This is a genomic window from Wenyingzhuangia aestuarii (assembly GCF_011927765.1).
GTDB lineage: Bacteria > Bacteroidota > Bacteroidia > Flavobacteriales > Flavobacteriaceae > Wenyingzhuangia > Wenyingzhuangia aestuarii.
Genome location: NZ_JAATJG010000001.1, coordinates 305,455 through 320,031, shown reverse-complemented (window position 1 = coordinate 320,031; position 14,577 = coordinate 305,455). Strand labels below are relative to the sequence as shown.

The following is a 14,577-nucleotide window of genomic DNA, read 5'->3' as shown; positions in this document are numbered from 1 at the left end:
AACCAAATCTTTAATCAATTATCTTAAGTATGATTAAAAAATTACAAATTTACTAACCAAAAAACTTTGTAATCTATTCTAAGACCCAAACAGATACAAAAGGTTTAATTCTCATTTAAAAAAAGTCGAAAAAAAATGCCTTGTGATATTCACAAAGCATTCTTTCTATCTTCTTCTTTTTTTAGGCTTTCGCTTTTTAAAAGGTTCTTCTGTTTTTTTGTTCTTATCTAAAACACTTACAAACCCATCTTGATTTCTTTTTCCTCTAGTAGGTTTGGATTTTTTATTAATGATTCCCTTAGGAACATCTACCGTATCATCAAAAGTATTTTTAGATTTAAAATCTTTTTTATACGTATTGGTTCCTCCTTTAGGTAACAACTTGTTTAACAAATCGTGTCTTCCTATTTTGGTTAACGATTTACGAATCCAAGCTTGATTTTCTTTTTTATACCAAAAGAAAAATCGGTGTTGCTCTTCTTTTTCTTGAGCTGTTTTAGGAGTGTCCATTTTTTCTAAAGTATAAGGATGGTATCCACTATAATAAATAACCGTAGCTACTGTCATAGGTGTTGGTGTAAACCCTTGTACTTGCTCTAATTGGAATCCCATATCTTTAGTTTCTGCAGCCATGTTTGCCATGTCTTCAATTTCGGACTGTGGATGACTTGAAATAAAATAAGGAATCAATTGCAGATTTAACTTCTTTCTTAAATTGATTTTATCAAAAATCTTTTTAAAGTCGTGAAAGTTTGAGAACGATGGCTTACGCATTAACTTTAAAACCTTATCTGAAGTATGTTCTGGAGCCACTTTTAAACGACCCGATACGTGATTGGTAATTACCTCTTCTGTGTAATCTTCTAACTCCTGAGGATCTGCATTTTTATTAAAATCTGGCACTAACATATCGTAACGAATTCCAGAACCAATAAAAGATTTTTTAATTTTTGGATGCTTGTCTACTGCCTGATACAAATCTGTCATAGGAGCATGAGAAGTATCTAAGTTTGAACAAATTACTGGGTTGATACAAGAAGGAGCTACACACTTGTCGCAAATTTCTTGCACCTTTCCTTTCATTTGATACATATTGGCTGATGGCCCACCAATATCAGACAAATACCCTTTAAAATCTGGCATACTAGCTACCTGATCTACTTCTTTTAAAATAGACTCTTTACTTCTACTAGCTATAAATTTTCCTTGATGTGCCGAAATGGTACAAAAACTACATCCTCCAAAACAGCCTCTATGCGTGTTGATAGAAAACTTTATCATTTCAAACGCAGGAATAGGTCCACGCTTGCTGTACTTTGGATGTGGCAACCTTGTATAAGGCAAATCAAAAGAAGCATCTATCTCTTTTTCCAACATGGTTGGATACGGTGGATTGATAACCAAAACCTCATCATCTATATCTTGTAAAATTCTACCTCCGTAGGTTTTATTAGATTCTTGTTCTATGGTTTTAAAATTGGCTGCAAATGTTTTTTTATCTGCCAAACAAGCTTCATGAGAGCTTAATCTTTTATCTACCCAATTTTTATTTTTTTGTAAAGGCTCCTCTTTAGGCTGTAAATAAGCGGTTTGCTTAATTGTTTTTAAAGAACTAAACGGAACTCCTTTTTGCATTAAAGTTACAATCTCTTTTAAAGGTTGCTCTCCCATTCCGTACACCAAAATATCAGCACCCGATTCTTTTAAAATACTAGGCTTTAATTTATCGGACCAATAATCATAATGCGTAACTCTTCTTAAAGAAGCCTCTATCCCTCCAATTAATACAGGAGTATCTGGATATTTTTCTTTTAAAATTTTAGAATATACAATAGTGGCATAATCAGGACGTAAACCTTTATCTCCATTTGGTGTATAAGCATCTTTATCTCTTCTACGTTTACTAGCTGTGTAGTTACTTACCATAGAATCCATTACCCCAGAAGTCACTCCAAAAAACAATCTTGGCTTTCCTAGTTTTTCAAAATCCTGTAAGTTATCTGTAACACTTGGCTGTGGTACAATAGCTACACGTAACCCGTAACTCTCTAACAAACGACCAATTACTGCAGGTCCAAATGATGGATGATCCACATAGGCATCTCCACTAAATAGAATTACATCTAATTCATCCCATCCTCTAATCTTACATTCTTTCTTAGTGGTTGGCAACCAGCTTGATAGTCTTAACTCTTGTTCCATAGCGCAAAGATACGGGGAAAAAGTGAATTGTAAGCCTTTAGAACAAAACAGTACTTGCTGATAAGCACAAAAACTTAAAGGTTTTAAAACTTTTTTAAAAAGCTAAGGTCTAAAGTAATAGTAATTCTAAAAACTTATATCATGAAAAAAATACTTTTATTAGCCGTATTCATTATCTCATCAACTGTTTTTTCTCAAAAAAGACAGCATCAAAAAAATGAATTAAGCACCGAACAAAAAACTCAGTTAATGATTAAAAAACTAAGCATTGATTTAGATTTAAGTTCTAAACAAATTGCTAAGATTACACCTATCATGGTTGATAAAGCAACTAAAATGGAAGCTAAAAAAGCTGAATTTAAATCTAAAAGAGGAGAACACAAGCAAGATAGAAAAATACTTTCTAGTGATGATAAGTTTAAAATGGCTATGGCTCACATAGAAGAACAAGAAGCTTTTCAAAATAAAATGAAAAACATTTTAAACAAAGACCAATATGCTACTTGGAAAGAAATGCATAAAAAACATGGACAAAAAAGAAAAGCAATGTTTAGCCACAAGAAAAAAGGCCACAAAGGATGCAATGGTAAAAGAGATCAGAAATGTGATAAATCTGCTGCTTAAATACTATCGCTATCAAACAGAAAAAGCCTCTTAAAATAATTTAAGAGGCTTTTTTTACAATAAGATTCTAATCTATTTAGTGATCCAAATCGTGTTTTAATACTTGAAACTGATAAGGTGTAATTTCTAAATTAAACTCATTTTGAATAGTTAAATCCGCTAAGTCTATTTGAACTATTTTTTTATTTGACGGAATAGAAATATATAGAAAACTATCTGTTATGGCCATATTACTAATTACCGAACCATGATCTGTAGATTCTGTATCCATAGTAATATTTAATTTTCCCTGGTATTGTACTACTCCACTAACTACATCTGTAACACTAAAGTTTCCTTCTTTAGACAATCCTGCTACAAGATCACCTTCTTTTGACATCATACATTTAAACAAGTTTGTGTTTTCAAAAACAGGAGTTATTTTTTTGCTATCTATATTTATAAAATAAACTCCTTTACTAGCTGTATACCCAACAAATACATTAGCAACATTGGTACTTAACAAACTCCCAAACCACACATTCTCTTCAAAATCATTAGGATAATCAATCAAGCTTTGCTCTCCAGTACTTTTTACAACCAAAACACCTGTGTTAGAACCAAAAACAGCCACCGTTCCATTTCCGGCACTTCCATGAATTCCAGAAGTGACAACGCTTGATTCACCTCCATAAACTACCTCTCCACTTTGATTTATTATCTGCACTTTTTCTGGCAATCCAACACCATTACCCAATGCTGTAACCGCAATTGTTCCATTGTTAAAAACAACCATAGCTCCATGATGAGCAACAGAACCTGTACCTATAGACCTTACCAGAGAAGCATTGTTATGAATACTGTTTTCATTAAATAAGTTTAAAGTAGCATCTCCATCATTATAAACAAGTACAAACCCCTGCTCAGATTTAAAATGTGTAGGTTTTTCACTCTCAAAACTAATAGCTCCCATTCCTACTTCTCCAAGATTGTGACTATGGTCTCCGTGAGGAATTTCTCCACCCAAACTAAAGGTTTCTGTAAAGTTATGATCTCTATGCGTAATAACACCATAGCTACCTGACTCCGTTACATAAACACTTCCTCCACTATAACTAGCCTCAAAACTCTGAACCGTTTTATCAAAAGGTTTTAAAAGATTTAACTTTGTTGAATTGACATCAGAAATTAACAAAGCTGTGTTTTCTTCTTCAAGAATTGTTTTTTCAGTGATTCCGTTTTCATCATCTGAACAAGATAACATTGTAGAAATGGCTAGCGCGTAGCCTAAAATTTTAAAAGATTTCATTTTTATTTTTTTATAAATACACGGCAAATATAAAATAAAAACATTCAAATGCAACAATGTTGCATTTGAATGTTTGGAAATAAAAAAACACCCATAAAAACAAATATTGTTTAACTATGGATGTTAAATTATATACGTAAAAACTACTCCACTCTTAACTCCTGACCTATTGATAAATCATTTGTTCTTAAATTATTCATCTTTTTCAACTCCTCTACCGTTGTATCGTATTCCTTAGAAATAGAATATAAAGTTTCTTTTTTCTCTACCGTATGATAATGTTCTCTTTTTGCATTGCTTCTTAATTTTAATTCATCTCCTTTATGAATGATATGATCTGATAAATTATTTAAAGCTTTTAGTTCCTCTACAGAAATGTTGTATTCTCTAGAAATAGAATACAAAGTATCCTCATTTTTTACGGTGTGTACTCCTTTTCTATTTAGTTTTTTTCTTCTCTTAGCTTCATGTTTTAAATCGTCTACAATTTCTGCTACTTCGGCTTTTTGAGTTAAATGGTCTGTATCTATTTTTCCTTTTAACACCATTTTATCGTACTTATACAATTCGTATTTTTCAATAAAAGCAACCAGCTTGTTTGGGTATTTTGGATCGGTAGCATAACCTGCTTTTTTTAAACCTTTAGCCCAAGATTTATAATCATCTTTTTTAAGTTTAAACAAACTTGCATATCTAAAACGAGTGGTTAAGAACAAAGAATGATCTTGATACGAAGTTGCTGGATATTGATATTTTCTAAAGCACTCTCCTTTGGCATCATCATCATGATATACCTTTTCTCCTTTCCAACCTGTGTGACATTTAATTCCAAAATGGTTATTGGATTTTGCCGACAACTGACTTTTTCCACTTCCCGATTCTAAAATTCCTTGAGCTAAAGTAATACTTGCAGGAATTTTAAATTTTCGCATTTCATCCATAGCCAAGGGAGCGTATTGCGCTATGTAAGCCAAGGTTGTTTCGTTTAAATTACTATGTGCATCTTTTTTAGTTTCTTTAACTGCCTTTTCTACTTCTTTTAAAGCTTCTTTGCTAGGAACCACCATTACTTCCTGACGAGTATTTATGTTTTTGGCATTGCTTTTTTGTGTTACTTTTTTACTAGACCCACAAGAAATTACCAACAATACAACTCCTAAAACTAAAAATTTCCTCATAAAATAATTTGTTTGTTTTTTTGTTTTAACAATACATTCATTCCTTCAATTCCCTGAAGTCCTCCTGTATGAATTGCTAAAATTGTACTTCCTTTTTTAAATTGATGATTGACAATCATTTTTAACAAACCAAACATCATTTTTCCTGTGTAAATAGGATCTAAAGGAATACTCGTTTCTTCTTTAAACTGATTGATAAAAGTAATTAATTCGTCGGATATTTTTCCATAGCCACCAAAATGATAGTCCGAAACCATTTTCCAATTTTCTTTATTGGGCTGTAAACTATTAATTTCATCTTGAATCCAACTTCCTTTTAACGCAGGAAAGACTAAAATATTTTGATGAATGTTACTGCTGTTTATAATTCCCGTAACGGTTCCTCCTGTTCCCATAGCGCAGCAAACATGTGTAAATTCTTTATCTTTTTCTGATAAAATTTCTTCACAGCCTTTGATTGCCAAATTATTTGTTCCTCCTTCGGGAACAAAATAACTATTGGGATATTGGTGCTCTAATTTTGCTAAAAAATCAGACTCTTTTTTTTGTTGATAATCCGAACGAGAAACAAACAAAAACTCCATACCAAACGCATGTGCTTGACGTAAAGTTGGATTTTGAGTGAGCGTTTTTTGCAAATTAGCTCCCAATTCTTCACCCCGAATAACTCCAATGGTGTTAAAGCCAAATTCTTTTCCCGCAGCAGCAGTAGCCAATATATGATTAGAATATGCCCCCCCAAAAGTGAGTAAAGCTTCTTTCTTTTGTTTTTTAGCTTCTGCTAAATTGTATTTTAATTTTCTGAATTTGTTCCCGGAAATAAAAGGGTGCAATAGATCTTCTCTTTTTACATACAGCACTACTTCTTTTTCTTGTAAAAGAGGAAGGTTGATTTGTATGTTTTGAGAAATCATAAATTTTGTATTTACATCTCTACTCCGCTCGATGACCTTGATGGTGTTCGAGCGGAGTAGAGAACATATTAACTATCCTTCTTTGGTTGAAATTTCATCATCCAACTCAAACAGTTCTTCCATTAAAGCATCTAGCTCGTCTTTTTTAGCTTGGTATTTTTCAAAGAAAGTTCCATCAGCAGCGTGTTTCTCGTAATCTTCTGCCAGTTGATTGTCTAACTTTTTTATTTCTTTTTCCAAATCCGCAATAGATCTTTCTACTTTGCTAAATCTGTTTTTAATTCTCTTTAATTCCTTTTCTTCTTCTCTACTTAATTTTCCCGCTTTTTTCTCCACAGGTTTTTCCGTTTCAACTACGGTTTTCATTTCTGCAGCACGCATATCTTCTAACTTATGCTCTGCTAAGAAATAATCTAAATCCCCTAAATATTCCTTAATCACTTTGTCTTTAAAGTAGAATACTTTTTCAGTTAAACCTTGTAAAAAATCTCTATCGTGAGAAACTAAAATCAACGTTCCTTCAAAATTTTCCAAGGCTTTTTTTAGTACATTTTTAGAAGCAATATCTAAGTGGTTGGTAGGCTCATCCATGATTAAAACATTAAAAGGTTCTAATAACATTTTACACAAAGCCAATCGGTTTCTTTCTCCCCCAGACAATACTTTTACTTTTTTATCTACATCATCACCTCTAAATAAAAAAGAACCTAACATGTCTCTTACCTTAGCTCTGTTTCCATCGTTAGCAGCATTTTCCATGGTTTCTAACAAGGTAACTTCACCATCTAAATGTTCTGCCTGATTCTGAGCGAAATATCCAATTTCTACATTGTGTCCTAATTTTAAATGACCTGAATAATCTGTGTCACCCACCATCATTTTAGCTAAGGTTGATTTTCCTTGACCGTTTTGACCTACAAATGCAATTTTAGAACCACGTTCAATCATCAATTCTACATTAGACAGCACGTGTTTATTTCCGTAACTTTTAGATAATTTTTCGGCCTCTACCACAATTTTCCCTGGCTCTTTAGACAATGGAAAACGAACATTCATAACCGCATTGTCTTCTCCATCTACCTCAATACGCTGAACTTTATCTAACTGTTTAATTAACGATTGTGCTAAAGAAGCTTTAGTAGCCTTGTATCTAAAACGCTCTATTAACTCTTCTTTGGCTTTTATTTCTTTTTCTTGATTTTTTTGAGCCTGCAATTGCTTTTCTCTAATCTCATCTCTCAACAATAAAAACTCTGAATACGGTTTTTTATAGTCATAAATCTGACCTAAAGAAATTTCTATAGTTCGGTTGGTTACATTATCCAAAAACATTTTATCGTGAGACACTAAAACCACGGCTCCAGCATATCCTCTTAAAAAGTTTTCTAACCAAATAATAGATTCAATATCTAAGTGGTTGGTAGGCTCATCTAACAACAAAATATCGTTTTGTTGCAATAGCAATTTGGCCAATTCAATACGCATTCTCCATCCTCCAGAAAAGGTATCGGTTAACTTTCCAAAATCTTCTCTATTAAAACCTAATCCTTGTAAAATCTTTTCGGTTTCTCCTTGGTAATTGTATCCCCCTAACAACTCATAACGAGTTGTTTTTTCTTCCAAACTATGCATTAATTCTACATAATATTCGCTTTCATAATCGGTACGTTCTGCTAATTCCGTATTAATTTGTTCTAATTCAACTTCAATTTGTTTTATTTCTTCAAAAGCTTGATAAGCCTCTTCTAAAATAGTTCTGCCCGGAATAAAATCTATATCCTGACGTAAAAAACCAATCTGAATATCTTTATCAAAAGCTAAGGTACCTCCATCACTAGGAATATCTTTAGACAATACTTTTAATAGTGTAGATTTTCCTGCTCCGTTTTTACCTACCAATCCTACTCTATTTCCTTTTTCTAACTTAAAAGTTATTCCCGAAAAAAGATCTTCACCATTAAATGTAACTGTTAAATTATGTACGTTAACCATATGTAACTTTTGTTGCTTATATCTATTAAATTGGAACTATATTTGCTTGTAACAACTAGAACCTTAATGCATTTCCTTTTTTTAAAGGTTCCGCAAAAATACCATAAATAAATAGACCATGTCTACAAATAAAAGCAAACTATATAGCATATTTACTTCTAAATGTCCACAATGTAGAGAAGGAGCGTTTTTTGAAAACAAATTTTCTTTTAATGTTTTAAAAACTACAATTACTAAAACTCACTGCCCAAAATGCAACTTAAAGTACATGAGAGAACCTTCTTTTTTTTACGGAGCTATGTATGTAGGTTACGGACTAAGTGTTGGTTTGGCTATTGCTATTTATGTAATTAGCACATTGTTTTTTGGACTTACCATGAGAGAAAGCCTTGTGGCTATTGCCATAGGTTTGTTTACCTTAGCTCCATGGACCTTAAGACTTTCTAGAGTTCTATGGATTCACTTATTTGTAAGCTATCAAAAAGACCCAAACAAGAGAGTAAAATAATTAAAACTTTACAATTTTATTATTTTCTAACTTTACCACAAACGCATCTTTTACTCCTAAATCCATCAGGATTTTTTGAAGATTATTTGCTTCTTTAACCGTTGCAAAATTACCTAAAACATAATGCTGTAAACCGTTTACTTCTACTTTTTTTACGGTAGAAGTAAATTCAGCATCAAACTTTTTATAAGCACCTATTTGCACTCCGTAAGAAACGGTATTCACAACTTTAGTAGTTTCTTTTTCTACCACTTTTTGTGTAACGGGTGTTACTACTTTTTCTTTAGAGGTTTCTTCTTGTTTTGATGAACAACCTATCAAAAATATAGCTGCTAAAAATACATATTGTGCACAAACTATTTTACTTATTTTGAACTGCATTGCGTTTTTTTCTTTAAAGATAAGCATCTGTTTTTTATTTAAATCTTTCTATGTCAATCTCTTTAGGTAAAGGCTCCTTATTTTCTAAATAATTATAGAGTTGTTTTGCTACCATAGGAGCAATCATTACTCCACGTGTTCCCATTCCATTAAAAACAATTAAATTTTTATGTACAGGATGTTTTCCTACCAAAGGTCTTCTATCTTTTACGGTAGGTCTAATTCCTCCAAACTGATTTACAATTTCGTAAGGAACATCAATCATCGTATTTAACTTATCTACCAATTCTTTTCTTCCTCCTTGGGTAGGGTCTAAAGTTTTATCATTCCAATTAAAAGTAGCACCTATCCAATAAGTATCATCTCCAACGGGCAATACAAACAAAGCCGATTTTATTTGTTGTGTTAATTTTAACTCAGGAGCTTTAATAAACAGCATTTCTCCTTTGGTACCTGTTAATGGCAAGTAATTAAAAAATGGATTTTCTTTTAAGCCGTAGCCTTCTGCAAATATTATTTTTTTGGCAGTAATATCTTTGTAGACAACCGATTCCTCGTTAATTTCCAACTCATCATGAACAAAAGGGATTTCTAAAAATTGATTCTTATTTTTTAAATATAAAATATAATCATCTAATACTTTTTTAACCAAAACCCTTCCGGTACCCTTTACCTCTCCAAAACCTTCAAAATAATGAATCCCCTTAATTTCATCTTTTAAAATTTTAGGATTCATATATTTTTCCAACAAAGGATTGTCGCAAGCCATAAACCAATTGTTCTGATCTTCTATAGATTTAAAAACTTTTAAAGTTTCAAAAAAAGTTAAATATTCACCCCCAAATTTTTCTGATACCTCTTTGTAAAAAGGGAACAAACAATCCAATTGCTCATCGGCATTCCAAACAGGAGTAAAACGCTTTAAAATTACAGGATTAAAAACTCCTGCCGCTACTCGCGATGACACTTGTGAAGCGTTATCTAACACTACAATTGAGTGTCCTTTATCTTCTAATTCTTTTGAAATAGCCATTCCAGCCAATCCAAAACCAACAATAATATAATCTACTTGCATGTGGCAAATTTACAATTTTAAGAAATTGAAGGATATTAAAATACAACTTATTAATTATGAGTATATTTGCTTTTAGAATCTAAAAATTCACTATTTTTTTGGGGATATAAAATTTATGAGAAAAAAACTTACAATTAAAGACATAGCGAAAGAACTGAACGTTTCTATCTCTACAGTTTCTAAGGCACTGAATGACAGTCATGAAATTGCCGAGGTTACCAAAAAACGCATTCAGGCATATGCCAAAGAGTTTAATTACAAACCCAATTTTAATGCACTAAGTTTAAAAAACAAAAAAACAAAAACTATTGCCGTATTAATTCCTAACATGCTTAAATATATTTACGCACAAGTTTTTAATGGAATTGAACAGGTTGCTAATGACCTTGGGTACAAAATTATTACTTGTGTATCTAACGAAAAAACTAGTAAAGAAATAGAAATTTTAGAAATGCTATCTAACGGTAGTATTGATGGTTTTATTATTTCCCCAGCTTTAGAAACAAGCATTAACAAAGAATATAGTCATTTTCAAGATGTTTTAGATGAAGGTTTCCCTATTGTAATGTTTGATAGAATTCCTAAAGAATTAGATTGTGACAAAGTAATGATTAAGGATCATAAAGCAACTTACAACGCTGTGGAACATTTAAAAAACACAGGGTGTACCAACATTGCTTTTATATCTACCAACAACAAATTAACAAGTACTAAAAAAAGAAAAAAAGGATACTTAAAAGCTTTGGAAGAATTTAACCTTCCTATTAACCAAGACATTATGGTTGATTTAACAGAAATTAACTATAAAGAATACGAAAAAGCTTTAACACCCATGTTGGAACAACATCAAATTGATGGTGTTATTACAACCAACGAGGCCACAGGTATTGCCATTCAAAAAGTAGCACAAAAATTAGGATACAACATTCCTGGCAACTTTTCTGTAATTGCCTTTTCTAACGGAATTTTAGCAAGACACGCTAGTCCTCAAATGACCACTATTAGTCAGCATGGAGAAAAAATGGGAGCTAAAGCTGCTAAACTTTTAATTCAGCGAATAGAAGAAGACGTAGAAAAACCAGAATACGAAACCAAAATTATTAAGACAGATTTAGTCATGAGAAGTTCTACCAAATCTTTCTTAAAACTAAACTATAAGTAACACAACTACTCCTACAGTTTATATCTATTACATAAGTATTGTTTTGTATACTATGAAACGTATCTTTATATAAAGATTCAGAACATATGAGATTTCATACAAGAAAATGGGTAAAACCCGAAGATTTAAACGCAAACGGAACTTTGTTTGGAGGTAAACTCTTAGCTTGGATTGATGAAGAAGCTGCTTTGTATTCTATCATTCAATTAGAGAACAGTAGAGTTGTTACCAAATTCATGTCAGAAATAAACTTTTTAAGTTCTGCCAGGCAAGGTGATATTATTGAAATAGGAATTGAAGTTGTTAAATTTGGAAAATCATCTTTAACACTAAATTGCGAGGTAAGAAATAAAATGACCAGAGAAACCATTATAAAAGTTGACAATATTATTATGGTTAATTTAGGTGATGATGGTAAACCAAAACCACACGGAAAAACAGAAATAGAATTTGTAAAAGACCGATTAGCAGCGACTAACGATTAATTTCAGATCTAATTCCTACATAAAAAAACCGACTCAAATGAGTCGGTTTTTTTATACTATAATCTACTAGTTCTTAAGACAATAGTTGCTTAATTACTACCGAAATTGCTTTTCCATCTGCTTTTCCTGCAAACTCTTTAGAAGCTACTCCCATTAACTTTCCCATATCTTTAATAGATGATGCTCCAGTTTCAGAAATTAACTTACTTAAAGCCGCTTTTAACTCATTCTCTGTCATTTGAGCAGGTAAAAACTGAGAAATTACCTCAGCCTGAGCCAATTCTGGTTCTGCTAAATCTGCTCTTCCTTGTTCTGTATATAAAGTAGCAGAATCTTTACGTTGTTTTACCAACTTCTGTAAAATTTTAAGCTCTGCATCTTCTGTTAATTCTTCTTTAGCTCCACTTTCTGTCTGAGCTAACAAAATAGCAGACTTAACCGCTCTTAATGATTCTAATGCTACTGTATCTTTGGCTTTCATGGCTTCTTTCATTTTAACCATGATTTTTTTTGATAAACTCATTTTATTCTGTTTAGATGATTGGAATACAAAAGTATTAAAAAAACCCAATCTATTAGGATTGGGTTTTTAATACTTAATGTTATACTTTACTAATCTACATTGTCATGTAAAAAAGAATTGTTCTTTCTAATAGTCACTTCATTATCGTTAGAAATATCTATAGAGGTTCTAGAAATTTTATCCACATCTTGTTTGCTGTGTAATTCTACTCCTAATCTCTTATAAGCAGGTTCTCTTTCAATATCGTCTATTACATCCTCATTTAGCCTAGCTGTTTTAAAACGATGACTGTACTTTTTAAAGGTACTCTTTCTTTTTTCTGCACTTCTTTGCAACTCAGAAATCGTTACGTTTAACGGAGAAACTTTGTCATCACAATCCTCATCTAGAACGGTTCTTGCTACAGATTTTTCTCTTACTTCAAACTTAATTTCTTCAGGTTCGTTTACCTCAATTGCAGCAACTTTTCTATCCATCTGTAAAGATGATGATTTGCTAATTGTTGGCTGATAATCAAAACTGTCTAGAGTATATTTTTTTCCACCATTAGGAGTGTTTTCAACTCTTACTTCTGGTTCTGCTTGTTTCTTAGCAACAACTTCAACTTCATCATCAATATCTTCTTCCTCTTCTTCTAAAACAAATACCGTTCTTTTTGGAGCTTCTTCTTTTTTCTCAAAAACAACCTCTTCTACATCTATTACAGGCAATTCAAAAATATCAAAAACCTCTTCTTTAATTTTCTTTGCTACAGCTTCTACTTTTACTTCTTGAGCATCTACTACAGGTAAATCAAAAACGTTAATTTCTTCGTTTTTAACCTCTACAGCTTGTTTTACAGGCAAATCAAAAACATTTACTTTGGCTTTAGGCTCTTCTTCTATTGCAGAAAATAAATCTGGTGTAACATCATTAATAATAAAATCATCTTCTGATACTTCTTCTATTTTTTCTTCTACAGTAGAATTTACCTCTTCAAAAACAACATCTATTTGTTCTATTGCCGATGTAGTTGAAACTAAATCTTTAGTGACATCTTTTTTAGGAGTAGCAAACATTTCTGGCTCTTCCTCTTCTAACAATTGATGAACTACCTTTTTTTCTTCTACAATAGGTTCATCAACAATACGTGTCATTCTTGGTCTTACTACAGATTGTTCTTCCTCAAAATTGTAATGAGCAGTTTGTTCTGTATTTAAAGTATGATATACTTTTTTAACCTCTGTATTGGTAATATCTCTTTGCTGATCAATAGCAAATCCGGTAGCAACTACAGTTACTGCAATAGCATCTCCTAATTCATCATCTTCACCCACCCCCATAATAATGTTGGCTTCGTACCCAGCTTCTTCCTGAATAAAATCGTTAATTTCTCCAATCTCATCCAAAGTAACTTCTTCGGCTCCAGAAACAATTAACAACAATACGTTTTTGGCACCTCTAATTTTATTATCATTCAACAATGGAGAATCCAATGCTTTCATAATAGCACTCTTTGCTCTATTTTCTCCTGCTTCTTTAGCAGACCCCATAATAGCAGTACCACTGTTAGACAGTACTGTTTTAGCATCGTGTAAATCTATATTTTGTTTGTAGTGGTGTGTAATTACCTCTGCTATTCCTCTAGATGCCGTAGACAAAACCTCATCTGCTTTAGAGAAACCAGCTTTGAATCCTAAATTCCCGTAAACCTCTCTTAGTTTGTTGTTATTAATAACAATTAAAGAATCTACATTATCTCTAAGTTCATCTACTCCTTTTTGAGCTTGTTTAGAACGCATTCTTCCCTCAAACTGAAATGGCATAGTAACAATCCCAACTGTTAAAATGTCCATTTTTTTGGCAATACCTGCAATAATTGGAGCAGCTCCAGTACCTGTACCACCTCCCATACCAGCAGTAATAAATACCATTTTTGTTTGAGAAGTCAATACTTTTTTGATTTCGTCAATGCTTTCTTCGGCTGCTTTTTCACCTACATCTGGATTTGCTCCAGCTCCTAATCCAGAAGTTAAACTAACTCCTAATTGAATTTTATTAGGGACAGGACTATTTTGTAAAGCTTGCGCATCTGTATTACAGATGACAAAGTCTACTCCTTTAATATCCTGTGTAAACATGTGGTTTACTGCGTTGCTACCACCTCCTCCAACTCCTATTACTTTAATAGAATTTGATTGAGACTTTGGCATGTCAAAAGCAACATTGTTAAATGATGTATCACTCATAATTATGGGATTTATGG

The 14,577-nt window shown here is 32.2% G+C and carries 13 protein-coding genes; 4 read left to right on the top strand and 9 right to left on the bottom strand.

Going from position 1 to position 14,577, the window contains the following annotated elements; translation table 11 throughout:
* Positions 1-165: 165 nt before the first annotated feature.
* The gene (locus GGR97_RS01380; RefSeq protein ID WP_167896624.1) at positions 166-2,202 is read right to left on the bottom strand and encodes a YgiQ family radical SAM protein; all 2,037 of its coding nucleotides are present in this window, start codon (positions 2,200-2,202) and stop codon (positions 166-168) included.
* Positions 2,203-2,343: 141 nt separating this feature from the next.
* On the opposite strand from GGR97_RS01380, the gene GGR97_RS01375 reads away from it, so the two are divergent.
* Positions 2,344-2,826, top strand: a complete 483-nt coding sequence (locus GGR97_RS01375) for a hypothetical protein (protein ID WP_167896623.1) — start codon at positions 2,344-2,346, stop codon at positions 2,824-2,826.
* A 76-nt stretch (positions 2,827-2,902) separates the two neighbouring features.
* Here the strand turns inward: GGR97_RS01375 and GGR97_RS01370 are convergent, their stop codons facing one another.
* The 4 genes from GGR97_RS01370 to GGR97_RS01355 form a co-directional block, all read right to left on the bottom strand.
* Positions 2,903-4,114, bottom strand: a complete 1,212-nt coding sequence (locus GGR97_RS01370; RefSeq protein WP_167896622.1) for a hypothetical protein — start codon at positions 4,112-4,114, stop codon at positions 2,903-2,905.
* A gap of 143 nt (positions 4,115-4,257) precedes the next feature.
* Complete coding sequence (locus tag GGR97_RS01365) at positions 4,258-5,292, bottom strand: glucosaminidase domain-containing protein (RefSeq protein ID WP_167896621.1); 1,035 nt, start codon at positions 5,290-5,292, stop codon at positions 4,258-4,260.
* Positions 5,289-6,206, bottom strand: coding sequence for a 1-aminocyclopropane-1-carboxylate deaminase/D-cysteine desulfhydrase (locus GGR97_RS01360; RefSeq protein ID WP_167896620.1), 918 nt, complete (start codon positions 6,204-6,206; stop codon positions 5,289-5,291). Before GGR97_RS01360 ends, GGR97_RS01365 begins: the two co-directional genes overlap by 4 nt.
* Positions 6,207-6,278: 72 nt before the next feature.
* The gene (locus GGR97_RS01355; protein ID WP_167896619.1) at positions 6,279-8,198 is read right to left on the bottom strand and encodes an ABC-F family ATP-binding cassette domain-containing protein; all 1,920 of its coding nucleotides are present in this window, start codon (positions 8,196-8,198) and stop codon (positions 6,279-6,281) included.
* A 118-nt stretch (positions 8,199-8,316) separates the two neighbouring features.
* Between GGR97_RS01355 and GGR97_RS01350 the strand changes: the two genes are divergently transcribed.
* The gene (locus GGR97_RS01350; RefSeq protein WP_167896618.1) at positions 8,317-8,706 is read left to right on the top strand and encodes a DUF983 domain-containing protein; all 390 of its coding nucleotides are present in this window, start codon (positions 8,317-8,319) and stop codon (positions 8,704-8,706) included.
* On the opposite strand, the gene GGR97_RS01345 is transcribed toward GGR97_RS01350, so the two are convergent.
* Together GGR97_RS01345 and GGR97_RS01340 are read right to left on the bottom strand one after the other, a co-directional pair.
* The gene (locus GGR97_RS01345; RefSeq protein WP_167896617.1) at positions 8,707-9,114 is read right to left on the bottom strand and encodes an SPOR domain-containing protein; all 408 of its coding nucleotides are present in this window, start codon (positions 9,112-9,114) and stop codon (positions 8,707-8,709) included. It lies immediately after the preceding gene.
* A 7-nt stretch (positions 9,115-9,121) separates the two neighbouring features.
* The gene (locus GGR97_RS01340) at positions 9,122-10,162 is read right to left on the bottom strand and encodes an NAD(P)/FAD-dependent oxidoreductase (protein ID WP_167896616.1); all 1,041 of its coding nucleotides are present in this window, start codon (positions 10,160-10,162) and stop codon (positions 9,122-9,124) included.
* Between the two features lie 115 nt (positions 10,163-10,277).
* Between GGR97_RS01340 and GGR97_RS01335 the strand changes: the two genes are divergently transcribed.
* Both GGR97_RS01335 and GGR97_RS01330 read left to right on the top strand, forming a co-directional pair.
* The gene (locus GGR97_RS01335) at positions 10,278-11,324 is read left to right on the top strand and encodes a LacI family DNA-binding transcriptional regulator (protein WP_167896615.1); all 1,047 of its coding nucleotides are present in this window, start codon (positions 10,278-10,280) and stop codon (positions 11,322-11,324) included.
* Positions 11,325-11,410: 86 nt separating this feature from the next.
* Positions 11,411-11,809, top strand: a complete 399-nt coding sequence (locus GGR97_RS01330) for an acyl-CoA thioesterase (protein WP_167896614.1) — start codon at positions 11,411-11,413, stop codon at positions 11,807-11,809.
* Positions 11,810-11,882: 73 nt separating this feature from the next.
* On the opposite strand, the gene GGR97_RS01325 is transcribed toward GGR97_RS01330, so the two are convergent.
* Together GGR97_RS01325 and ftsZ are read right to left on the bottom strand one after the other, a co-directional pair.
* Positions 11,883-12,332, bottom strand: coding sequence for a GatB/YqeY domain-containing protein (locus GGR97_RS01325; RefSeq protein ID WP_167896613.1), 450 nt, complete (start codon positions 12,330-12,332; stop codon positions 11,883-11,885).
* 89 nt (positions 12,333-12,421) lie between these two features.
* Positions 12,422-14,560, bottom strand: coding sequence for a cell division protein FtsZ (gene ftsZ, locus GGR97_RS01320; RefSeq protein WP_167896612.1), 2,139 nt, complete (start codon positions 14,558-14,560; stop codon positions 12,422-12,424).
* Positions 14,561-14,577: the final 17 nt, after the last annotated feature.